Annotated in this window: 8 protein-coding genes; all 8 read right to left on the bottom strand. The window is 36.4% G+C overall.

The features are described from left to right. Nucleotides 1–2: 2 nt before the first annotated feature. Nucleotides 3–4,247, bottom strand: coding sequence for a metallophosphoesterase family protein (locus V8Z93_RS12980; RefSeq protein ID WP_439431748.1), 4,245 nt, complete (start codon nucleotides 4,245–4,247; stop codon nucleotides 3–5). Continuing rightward, a complete protein-coding gene (locus V8Z93_RS12985; protein ID WP_439431749.1) occupies nucleotides 4,244–6,625 on the bottom strand; it encodes a P-loop NTPase fold protein in 2,382 nt (793 codons plus the stop codon). Before V8Z93_RS12985 ends, V8Z93_RS12980 begins: the two co-directional genes overlap by 4 nt. A 428-nt stretch (nucleotides 6,626–7,053) precedes the next feature. Then, entirely contained in the window at nucleotides 7,054–7,446 is a 393-nt protein-coding gene (locus tag V8Z93_RS12990) for a P-loop NTPase fold protein (protein ID WP_439431750.1), read from the bottom strand. Nucleotides 7,447–7,472: 26 nt separating this feature from the next. Then, the gene (locus tag V8Z93_RS12995; RefSeq protein ID WP_439431751.1) at nucleotides 7,473–8,987 is read right to left on the bottom strand and encodes an RNA-directed DNA polymerase; all 1,515 of its coding nucleotides are present in this window, start codon (nucleotides 8,985–8,987) and stop codon (nucleotides 7,473–7,475) included. A gap of 20 nt (nucleotides 8,988–9,007) precedes the next feature. Beyond that, a complete protein-coding gene (locus tag V8Z93_RS13000; protein ID WP_439431752.1) occupies nucleotides 9,008–9,565 on the bottom strand; it encodes a hypothetical protein in 558 nt (185 codons plus the stop codon). Between the two features lie 612 nt (nucleotides 9,566–10,177). Continuing rightward, the gene (gene tnpC, locus V8Z93_RS13005) at nucleotides 10,178–12,115 is read right to left on the bottom strand and encodes an IS66 family transposase (protein ID WP_439431753.1); all 1,938 of its coding nucleotides are present in this window, start codon (nucleotides 12,113–12,115) and stop codon (nucleotides 10,178–10,180) included. Nucleotides 12,116–12,149: 34 nt separating this feature from the next. Further along, nucleotides 12,150–12,485 carry a hypothetical protein gene (locus V8Z93_RS13010; RefSeq protein ID WP_439431754.1) on the bottom strand — a complete coding sequence of 112 codons (336 nt, stop codon included), beginning with the start codon at nucleotides 12,483–12,485 and terminating at the stop codon, nucleotides 12,150–12,152. Then, the gene (gene tnpB / locus V8Z93_RS13015) at nucleotides 12,482–12,781 is read right to left on the bottom strand and encodes an IS66 family insertion sequence element accessory protein TnpB (protein ID WP_182429667.1); all 300 of its coding nucleotides are present in this window, start codon (nucleotides 12,779–12,781) and stop codon (nucleotides 12,482–12,484) included. The genes V8Z93_RS13010 and tnpB overlap by 4 nt, the downstream gene beginning before the upstream one ends. Between the last annotated feature and the right edge of the window lie 6 nt (nucleotides 12,782–12,787).

Genomic DNA, 12,787 nt, shown 5'->3' on the forward strand with positions numbered 1-12,787 from the left:
CTTTATAAATTGTAATGCATTACATCAAACTCCTCATTACCAAGCTCTTGCTTTAAATCTTTTTCTTCCAGCTCTAAACATGTTTTTGCCCAATCACGCACTTCCATTTTTTGATGTGTAAGGAGTTGCTTGAAACAAGCAATATTTCTGTTGTAATAAGGTATAAGCGAACCTGTCCAGTGAAAAGAATGAAGATTTGCATGAATGCCTTGCAAGACCATTTTATCTTCTCCAAAGTTATCTATCAACCACATGATTATTTGACTGAAGCCTACAACAGTTCTATTTTCTCCCTCTCCAGCATATTCAAAGCACGGAGCCAATTCCGCAATTCTATGTGGAACTTTATCTGGATGTTGAATACATAGGTTCTTAATTTTCTCATCATTATCATTGAACATATATCCATTTCCAAAACCGAATCCAGAACCTATGTCATAGCGAACGTTCATATAGAAGATGAAATATTCCTCTTTATAGAGAGCACGAGAGAATTCATTCCAAATACAATCAATGTATTCTTTAGATAATAATATTTTATATATTGTATTAACATACTTACTATCTAACATACTGTCTTTTTCTTCCATGAATTTTAAATTTATCTGCTGAGCAAAGTTCTCATCATGCCGACTCTCTAAAATTGTCATAACAGTATGTGAATACCAATAACCATCAAACTTAGTCTCTTGCTTTAAGGGATATTTCAGAAGTAAACTTTTCATTATATTCATGATATGTTCATCCTTTTCCATTAAAGGATAGATTACATATCTGTATCGTTGCATAAAGGAATATACTTCATCCACATGATTTTGTAAATTGTCATTTAACCACGGCAACAACGAAACTGCCTGTTGGGAATTCATAAATCTCAGACTATTCAAATAAATTGGAAAGAAGTCTATAGATAACTGTTCCTTCTCCGCCATATTTTCAAAATGATGTAATATGGTCAGCCTATCATCTTCTTTCTTAGATAATAATTCGACATAAAGTTTTTCATAATGCATAGAGTATATTTTCTCCAAGAATTCAGTATTCTCTATTCTATCCGACAGTTCTGTGACAAATTGGCTTAATCTACTTTTTTCACATTCTCCATTGTTTTCAATAACATATTCTAGAATTTTGTTGAATAAAATAGTCATCGATTCAGTATCCATCATTTCAGACATTTTCTTGAAAAAGAAGGAATCTATGTAAATATCCAAATCTAATATTGATTTTATTTCCAAGTAATTCGTATAGATATCTTCGGAAACAAATTCCACAGCTATTTGCCCATACAAGTCGATGTGCCTTTGTACTATCTCTTCTTCTGATAATTTGAAATCCATTTGACTTTTCAGCCATGCTTCGTAAAGTTTGTTGGAAAAACTATCAGGTCTTAACTTATCTATTAAGCAAAGAATCTCTTTCTTGGTTCCTTGATAATCCTTGTCAAAATCAGCATCCAATGACATTCTAAACAGACTGTCATATAATTCCAGCCATTTATTGTGTCTAAGATATAAAATCTTATTGACTAGCGGAAGCATAATGCAATTAAATCGTAAAGGATTGCTTGTCCATGTATAATAATGGGTTTCTATAATTTTGCTAATTTTAGATACATATTTTTTCTGTTCCAGTATTTGCAGCAACAGGTCACGACAAGCATACCAATATTCCCTAATTTCATCAGAAGATTTGGGATAATAGTCTTGTTTTATTTTCAGGCCGAATTCCTCAGCCCCATTCATACGACTAAAACTTCCGTTTTTGAATGCCGTATCAACAGCCTTTATAACTAGTTCTTCATATTGAGCAGAACTAGCCAGTAACATACGCAAAGCATTAACTCGTTCAGCATAATCAACTTCTGTTCCTGGCAAAAGAATATTGAAAATTTGCACAAACTGTCCAGTGGCATTATTGCCCCACTCCTCATTCTCTGCTAAAGCAAATTTTGCCAAGAGCACAATACCATATTCAAAACTGCTTTTAGAAAAACAAAGTTTTTCAAGCGTGTTTACATAATTTCGTCTTATATAATCAGTAATGTTATCATGCAACCACTGAGCATCTTTTTTCTCAAAGAAATCATATAATCCTTTTGCAATAGCGACAGGATTCACATGCGACATGGCGAGAAAGAGACGTGAACCCATGTCGGAAAGAATCACTTTCTCATTGATAAAAGAACGGTCTTGCGCCCATCTTTCAACAATTTTTTGTGCGTAAGGACTATCATCCACGGCTTCCATCCTTTTGCATAGGCAAGATTTTAAAGTCCTACCTTCTGTTTCTGGCAAAGATTCAACATAATCAATTAAATCATCAAGTTGATTTCCACAGCCTGCGAACCACTTGTCCACATACCATAATGCTAAAGGGTATGGTCTAACATTCAGATTTTCCATTCCAACTTCTATAAATGTATTCCTACATTTTTCAATTGTGGTATTTACTATTGTATGACGGTAATTCGCATCTGTAGATGCTAATGGTAATAAAATCGAGTTTTCTATAATCTTATTATAGACAGGATGGGATTGCGTTCCTTGCTTGTACGGTAATGGCTGAAAAAGCGCCAATGCCTGCAATGCCGTTTGTTGCTCATCTGAAAGTCCTGTATCATGTGATACCATGCGCTCAATCAGTGTATCTACGGTATGAATATTTATTTTGTTTTCAGATTGAAATTCATCCACAAGACTTAATGCCATTGTTGGAAAGCCATCGGCAATATTCTTAATATTTTCTCTGATTATTGAATTTCCCTCAGGAATATGGTCATCTACATATTCGTTTACTTCTTTCCTTAAAATATCCCTTTCCAATCGGATTTCCTTGATTTTTGCCTCACTATTTCTTTCATTTACAGCATTGGAGGTAAGGATAAGGCGAATATGCCCATAATTGAAATTATCATAATCTTGCAGTACTCTGTATTGCAATTCACTGTTGCAATTATCTATAATTATCAATCCTTCGCCATCTGTTATCTTTTGACAACGTACATTGAATTGTTTCAAGATTACTGCGACATCCCCATTTACGGCATTGCAATAATAGCAATTTTTGGAAAAATTTAAATTTTTGAACGCTTCGTAAACCATTCTAGTTTTTCCATACCCAGAGAATGCGACAATTTTAACAATCTTGTTGGATGGGTTCTTCAGTACTTGTATATATGAATCGACCTTTTCATTTGTCATATATGTATAAGGTTGATGACTCCTTTTTATCCAATTTTCAAGGGATTCAAATAAGGCAACCCTTTTGTTTGGACACCACGTTCCATCTTCTCCAAATGCTTTATCAACTTCAAAATCATACTGACTATTTTGAATATATTTGGCAATAGCGACATCAGTTGGCATGTCAACATTAATATCTATTACATGGAAACCATTCTTATACTGTTCATCGGTCTCATCATTATTGTTGACTGTGATACCAGCTACTCCAGAACGGATGATAGAATCGCCACTTGGGATTTCCAAATAATTAGAATCGTCACCATGTATATGCCCAGTAAGCAATAAATCAAAGTTTGACATGATTGGTTGTTTGACCGCATTTCTATCATACTCAATAAGAGCAGATATATCATGGTGCATGACTGCTATTTTGATGTCGCAATCCTTTATAGTATCTAAAGCTTCCATTACTTGAGCATTTCCCAACAGTACTTCTTCTCCTGATTTTGCGGTACATCCCCAAGCAGTATTCAGCATTGCTATACCGATTTTCTTTCCTTCAATTTGATTTTTTAGACAGGAAGCAAAATCTGTTTCAGATTTAGAATACTCTGCAATTCCATTGTAAAAAGCGTCTCGAAAAGCATAATATGCCAACATGCCTTTCATGTTCTCATTTGCAGAATTGTCAGAGAATAAGAATTTCATTACCTTTGTCTCCGTACCTAAGGATTTCATCAAACTGTCAGCACCTTTCGTCAACAAGGAAACATCTTTGTCGTGATTTCCTGGAACAATGATAATATGTTCGTTAGTAAGACCGAGTTCACTCTTGATAGGTAGCAGAACAATTTCTTCAAAAGTTTTGAAACCTTCTGTTGGGGAGCTAAATGATTCTCCGCCACGGTCTATCAAGTCTCCACCAAATACAACCAAGTCTATTTTCTTTTGCTTGTTGACCTTTCTCAACGCATCAAGTAACTTTTCAGCATTGATTTTATGTAGTATTAAGATTTTCCCTCCTTGCAGATGGAAATCAGAAAAATGAATTATTCTCATGCCTTTGTCAGTTTATATTTTCGAAGTTTTGGTGCACCAAAAGCTTCTATTCGTTTATCTTTCATTAATTTTTTTACAATGCGTAATACATGTGTCTTCGGCATATCTAAGGCTTCTGCTATATTTGCAGTTGTAACTTCATTATGCCTGGCAATAAAGTCAAACACTTGTTCTGTTTTATTGGCTACCCGTTCTTGCTTTTTGTTATTCTCAATGGCTCTTTTAAAACCAGCGTAATCATTATGGGCATAAGTGTTTTCTAAAGCCTTGACAACTACATTTTCATATCGCTTATGAGCTTCAAACAACTCATTGAAAACATATTGCATGTCTTTTGTTGGCAGTTTCTTTATCCACTTAGGGAATTTTGTATTCCAATCGGAAAAAATCTGGCTTAACATTTCCGGCTCTCGCAATGATAATATCAATGAGAATTCCTTACCAGTACTTCTAATGGTAGATGTAAACATGGAAGATGCATAAGCCTTGATATTGGCATTAATCTTATCTGTAATAAACTTACTCGATTTTTCCAAAATTCCTTGTTCTCCAATAGGATGTATCACAGACAATTGCATGGAAATAAATGGGTCTATTACTATATTTGTCTGTTCTGTGTAAGCCTTCAATGCTTTCAAGGCCAAATCTGTATATTGATTATCTTTCAAAACACATTCGCTTGGTTTCTCTGTGTTCTTTCTAAACCCATCAAGAATACTGATAAGCATTGCACCTATAGATACATGGCAAGTCTTTGTCATTTCATCAAGGCAATCATATAGCAACTCAGAATACTGTTCCGAATTTTCCACCGCTTTGAGTTTTACAAACTCCTCTTCTGAATATTTGAAGAAAAGCCTAACAAAAGAAGCATAATAATTAAGATTTCTATCTGTTTTATGATAAGCAAGAATGATGAGTTTAATATACCTTCTCAATAAGCCTCCGTTAGTAATCCAATCCAAACCTCTATAGCGAAGATATTCTTCAACCATACTCCAATTAGTCTTTTGACTCATTAGCTCGCCAAAATAAGCTAAAGCACTATCATCATCTTTTTCTTCAAAGATTGGTGCTATATCCTTATAATAGATTTTATAGCTATACCTATCATAAAAGTAAAGGTCAAAAGAAGCTGCTCTTCTCAAACGTTTATAACCATTCTCTTCGCTTCGACTTCCGTCTTGTATAGGGAACAATTCTTTAACTATAGTAATGGCATTTTCATTTGCACCTAATTCTTCGAGCACTTTCTCATAGCCTTGAACAAGATACATGGTGGTCTCACTTCCACTCATGAAACCGCCTCTTCGCACAAATTGACAATTTACAATAGCATTATAGATTGTGATGTTTGAATATCTGATTAAAGTCAGCAAGAGAAAATCGCCCACATTAACGTCATCCATAACATGAACATACCGAGACATGAACAGATTAATAAACCTTTTTACATGTCTGATAGTTCCCAATGTCATTACTACCATACTTCCAACTTTTTCCCATTCTCCAGCAAGTTCTTTGCTATAAGTCATATCATTCGAAATGGATAGGGTATGTTCCCGAAGATATTTGGCTATATAGCTTTTGATGACCCAAGTTTTTTGAACAGGTAACGGAAGTTCATAACAAAAATATTTGTCTGTAAAATCACCATCAATCTGATGACCTAAAGTTTGTTTCAACACACTATTGACATATTGTTTGTCATAAGCGGACATATAGATAACATTGCAGAAAGCACCATTTCGATCTATCAATTTCAACACTTCAAGCAATTCTATTCCAGACAAACGATCGAGGTCTTCTATAATGACATATATTGTTCTGCCAATTTTAGAAATAGCCTCACAGATTCGGTTTCTTTCATCTTCGACATTAAAAGACTCGAAAACATCAGTAAGCCTATTAAATAGTCCTTCACCTTCTACTAACTTTAAAGCTCGAATATATCTCGTTATTGTACCAGATATGCTTGTATGGTATTTTCTTATGGCTTCAGAAAATACATCGAAGAAATCATCTTGTATATTATCAGGCTTAGTGGAGCTACGCGGATAAAAACGCACTACGATACTATTAGAATCATCTATTGACTTCTCAAATATATTAAGAAAAGAACTCTTTCCTGTTCCCCATTCTCCCGTAATACCAACACTAAAAGCATGTTCTGTCACATTGACAGATTCTAAATCTCCTTTTAGATACTTTACAATATCCTTGTAGCCAAACAAATCGAATTCTATGTCACTTATAGGTTCATCGCTCAGTATGTTACCGCCAGAAGATCGTTCAGTTTCCTTAACTGAATTAAGAATTTTCAAAATAACAAGAGTCAAAGATGCAGGAACAAGCAAATCCAAATATGCTATATTCATGCCTAAGACATTGATACCCCAAAAAAGAAAATGAGAGGATAATAGTCTATAATACAGGTAATATGTTAGTCCTATACTCCACCAACACAGATACCGATGTGATACATAAAGTCCTCTCCTTACATATTTCCATATGGATACTCCAATATACAAACTTACAGAGAAGAAGACAATCCATCCAAATGCCGTTTTATTCAAATCACAAACACACCAAGCATTCAATATACCCAGAGCACTTGTTATATATGATTCCGCAAGCCACAAGAATATCACACAAGCTATTAAACTATAATAATATGGCAGTATGTTTTCTGCTTGTGTAAGAAACTTAAAAAAATTCTTCTTACAAGCATTATAAGATTTCTTTATGGCAGATAGATTCAAAAACTTCATTTCTACGTGTTGATTATTAAAGAAAATCATACAACTTATCCCAATCTATTAAACAAACTAAGTAGTGAATTCCAGCTATCTTCTTTTTCATCTCCATTGCGAAGCCTAACTTTACCTTTACCTACTAAGAACTCTTTCTTGATGAGTTCAGTTGTAAGTACTTCTAGGATAGATCTACGTTGCAAGTCTTCTTGATGCCCCCAAGCATCATACGTAAAGAAATAGTAACTCCTATCAAAACCTGATATATCAGAAAGTTGCTTGATTACATTTGACTTACCTGAACCCCTGTCACCTTCTAGTCCAATAATATGAGGCAGATTCTTCACATTATTAATAGACTCATATATAGCCTTGACAACTAACTGCTGTGATTTTCCCTCAAAGAAATCTTTACCATGTGGGGAATTTGAAATAAATTCATTCATATCACATAAAGATTTATATATTCTTTTTATACATATTCATCAAAGAGAGAAACCTCTTCTATATCGATTATCGGAGTTAACTCGTCCCTCAACTCATCATTACAAATACTGGTTTCCGGAAAACCAGCCTTAAAACTTGCTTTCACCCATTCATTATTCCAAAGATGTACGTCTGGAATATTAGCTACGATTTTACATATTTTTTCCGAATACTCAATCGGATGAGGCAACTTAAAAGTGATTCTCTGTAACCATATTTGCAATTCGCCAATATTAGTTAGTCTCTGAAACTTCTTATAAATAAACTCTACTATCTTTTCGCATTCATCTGTAGTTGAGAATTTATCCAATAAGAAGCTGATTATTTGCAAAACATTCCGATATGTTTTGGGACTTTCCAATGCAATATCGGTGAAGATAGAAATCAAGACCAAAGCATTCTCCTGCTCTGTGAACTTTTTCACCATTCTTTTTGCAAACGAATTCAGCAACTTTACTAATGTTCCTGAGTCAGGATAATGTTTTCCGAACTGTTGTATATAGAGTGCTTCTTGCTGTAAGCATGAAGCCAAAGTCAATACACGGTGTCGGCTTTTATGATAAAACGGAGATGCTGATAAATAACCTATTTTATCTGGTTTGATAGAATCTGTAATAATATCCTCTGAAAATTTTGTCTTCTTTGAATTTAGCTGTAGATTAAATTCACCTAAGACATCATGAAGCAAAAAAGCTATACGTTCAACTTGTTCCTTAGAATTAGCAAATATACGATAATCATCTCTATATCGAAGAATCTTATAATCTTCTATTTTCTCTCTTCTAATTCTCAAGCTAAGAATTTTATCTGCATAGCCCAATATCATTTCAGCAATAAAGTCAAATAACGTACTTCCCTGAGGAATTCCATTTGTCTGTCCATTTTGCATTCCCTGAATATACGCATCGATTACATTCCCTAAAAGTCCATGTTTTCCTTTTTTAAGCTTAGCCTTATTCTTACCCATCATCGCCCATGCAATAGAATGAGTGTACATTGAAGGATAGCAATTAGTAATATCTGTTACCAACATATATCGATATTGTAAAGCCAATTCTAAGCTTCTTTGTTCCATTCCTTCCCACCAAAAAGATACAGCGGCAGCTTGATGCGATTTGTCGGATTCTGATTTTACTTTTGGAATACCAGCAACTTCTATTTGTGGAACGGAGATTTTTTTAAAGCGAGTTAATATTTCATTCCATGCACTCTCTGTTGTCATTTTTTTAACCAACAAATAATAAAGAAAAGGATTCGCCAATTGCATAGAACGATAAGAATACATAGCATCCTTTTTCTTCAAAATTTTATAGTTTACGCCTTCAAAACTAGAAGGCATAACTTTGGGTTTTGCCAATATGTCTTCCAATTCTTTGTTTTTGACTTGTTTTTGAACAAAAGACAGAATATCACCAAATTCTATATATTTCGGCAAACTCATGTTACAATAATTTTCTGATTCCAGAAAATACTGTCTAGCTTTCGTAAAAGATAAATCCAAGACTGTTTGCATACTAATTATTATCGATTTTTTGGAGCTTCCACCAAATCCACGTTCTTCACTTTAAAATATCTCTTTACTTTGCTTGTATTGCAAGAATCACAAGTAGGAGTGATGTAAAGAGTCGATGGATCCTCACATGTACGCACATGTGCACCATGAGCTCTAGCAACTGATACCTCTTTGCCGCATGACGGACAAACAAATGTATGTTTAGACAAATCTAACTGCGATTTTGAATCATGATATTCCTTCCAATATTGAATCATACTTCCCTCAGTTAGGGTATCATCGGCATTAATCACATACGTTTCTGAAGTATAACGTCTCAAACCTATAGCATCAGACTTTGATACATCAGGTGCGAAACGACTAAATTTACACTTCACATTATCAATTTCTGCCCCATCATTATCGACTACAAGCCATAACGTTCCATCGCAAGGGGCATTTAAACCAATAGGAGTTTTTTTGGGAAAATGCATACCCATAGGTTCACATTTCAGATATTCTTGATATTGTTCATCCGTAAGTAAATAAGCATACAGATAAGGCATATTAGCCTTTAATAATATCAACTTACCCTTAACACAACTCGAAAGGTAAACCACCAATACAGCGTCCCCACTATTTATCAGCGGGTTAGCCGTACCAGTATTTTGAATAAAGTTTTGATTTTCTAAAATCTAACCATCAAGCGACGGCTTGGGATGTCTTCGTTACCTCCGCATCCGTACCATCTTCAAAATGGCGAACATAGTCACATGGCAGGAACGAGGCATCAACCTCCTCGCCACAAAGTATGCGAGTATGGATATCCTAATTGCGTATTCCCATAGCGATATGTCTGAAACATCTCCCTATGGCTATATAGTGCATGTCAATTCGGCAGTCCGAAAGGAGTTGCTCTCCTCAAGAACCTTGTGTGTCTCTCCCAGCATTTGCTCTGCATGATCAGCACACATTCTTCAATTAGTTTCCCTCTACTATTACATACTCTTAAGAGCTCGCATTTTCGCAAGGATTCGCTGTTTCTCCGCCTCAGGGAAGTTTGGGTCAGAAATCTGCTTTTGCGCATCTTCTTCAATTGTAAATCACCGTTAGAACGTAACTACTGATTTTCAGCAGTTAGCACATCCAACATTTTTCAAAAAAAGCATATTATTAATTGGTATTGCCAAAGCTACCTATTAGGCAGCCTTGACATTCACCTTTTTGTTCGAGTTATAATTACATGGGATTAGGGACATGAAGTCTTGCTCCCCCTCCATCAGTCGGGTGAGTATATCTTCTATATAATCGCCAAAATTAATGTCATTCAACTTGCAGCTCTCAAAAAGTGAGAACATAAAAGCTATGTTTTCCGCACCTAAATGGCTTCCGGTATGCATCCAGTTTCGCCTACCCATAGCCAAGTGGCGGAACATTCGTTCGACCGCATTGTTATGCATCTCGACACGGCCATCCTGCAAGAACACCTTGAAGGCCTTCTCGTCATCAAGTACATAGTTGACTGCTCGCTGAACCATTGCACCATAAGAAGAATCAAGCTTAATCTTCTTCAACAACTTCATCAACTTGCCAACGATCGATGCACTGTACTTAAGTCTAAATCGGCGTCGCTGCTTTGCAGTATGCTTGCGTATCTTCGACTCTCGCTCTATCTGGAAGAGGTAGTTCATCATCAAGATGATTACACGCACACGATGGTCAGAGATATAAGCATCCACGAAGCGATGGCGGGCATGGAACCAGCAAGCTGTACGCACCAGTCCCATTTCCTCCAAATCCGTCTCAATTGTCTCATACAAGACTGCTCTGTCTGCAGTAAACACCCTTATACAAGAGTCCTTGAAGATGGCATCTTCCTGCACACTGTGACTACGGCTACCCTCCTTATATTCCATCACACAAAGCTTGGCTTCCATGGAGAGGGCAGCATGGATGTACTCCACATTGTACTTAAACTTATCTTCCTTACTCTCACGACTGCGAACCACGATTCTTGACTCGTCATTCTGGGTATAGACACACTGACGGATACGCTCGAGCATCACAGGTCCCAAGCGTTCACGAAGATAAGTCATGATTTGCTGCATCCAACCGTTCAAGGTTGACTGAGCTACCTTCATACCCATCTGTGACAACATATCCAACAAGCGGTTTTCGGAGAGATGATAGGCAAACTTCGACTCCAGATAGAACCTACAGAAGGATGGCATCAAAGGATTACCCTTGATGATACTCTGAGGATACTTGCTGCTCTGAGGATCAGAGCCAGGTACATTAAAGCGTGCTATCTTGTATTCCTTGCAATAAACCTCTTGTTTCTGATAGAAGAACAGACGGACTACCCACATATCCTTCTTACCCTTACGTATGATAACCTTTGCATTCTCTGGAAGATCAGATTTATCTATGCCGAAGGACTTCAAGACTCTAGCTGTTGTTGTATAACGCTTGCGAGGGAGTTGACTATCTGATTCCTGCTTTTCTTTTTCTGTTTTCTTAGGCAGTTTTACAGCTGGTTGCTCTGGAGCAGAAGATGCCTTAGACTCTTCCTCCTTATGCTTTTCATCCAACGCCTCGTCAGCAGCATCACTGATTTTCTTTTTCAATCCATCAAGCCCCAACTCACTGACCTCAGCATCGGATGTATCCAATACACCATTCAAGAGCTTGGTCATATCTGAGTTATGAGCAAACTTCCTATGAAGGAGAACCTCGATGATAGTTTTATAATCAACCTGAGCCTTGTCTGCTATATCCAACAAGGCATTTGCCTTTTCATAATCATCTGCCTTGGAATGAAGTCGAGATACCTCTGCTCGTAATTCCGAGTTATCAGATTCCGCTTGGGTCAAAGCCACCTCCAACACATAGATACGAGCATTTGCATCTGATAAATCTTCGCTTAACATAGAGATACGCTCGTTTGCCTTGTCAAGTTCCTCCGACAACTCTGTATCACCTTGCTCAATCTGCTGTTTGAGCAAGCCAACAAGCTGTTTGGACTTGGCAAGGTCATTGCTAGCTTTAGTCAACATTGACTTATACGTAGCAAGCTGCATCTCTATATTACTCTTGTTATTTATCATGTGTACAAAGGTACTAAATTTCTGCGACATATACAACTTTTTCTTGTTAAGAAAAGTTATATAACTATTTGTTATTCAGAAGCTTACGAATTTTCAGAAACAGCTTTTCCTCGTATTCCTTGTTTTTCTTTTCCAATGCTTCTTTTGCTGTCAGAAGAGATTTGCGCTCTCTCAATAGAGCAAGCAGTGCTTCCTGCTTGCCCAAAATATACTCTTGTATCTCTACCATCGCATCCATGATTTCAACCTGGCGCAGATTCATTCGAGAAATTTCCTCTCGAATCGCCTTTTCATCAGATGAGCCTTGCTGCAATGATACCTGAAGCTCTGCAACACGAGATTGCATACGCTTCAGTTCTGCATGCATAGATGGTATCAAACTCTTAATATCAGTATTCATAATATGATTTCCGTTTGTACGGATGTTGATAGCAACAGTATCAATGTCTCACGGCTTATCTTATGACAGCGAGCTGCCTCCAAGAAACGAGGCTTGAGAAACTTACCATCATCAAACCACTTCTGGTATAAGACAAAACCATTGATATCATAATGTAATATTTTAACCTTGCGATAATCCTTGGAATAGAAGATGAAGGCTTCATCATAACTATAAGGATCATGCTGCATTTTTTCACGGATGATTCCTGCCAAGCCCTCACGACCATTGCGCATATCAGTGGGTGTAGAACTCAAATAATA

The sequence above is a fragment of the Segatella copri genome (assembly GCF_051861805.1).
Classification (GTDB): domain Bacteria; phylum Bacteroidota; class Bacteroidia; order Bacteroidales; family Bacteroidaceae; genus Prevotella; species Prevotella copri_M.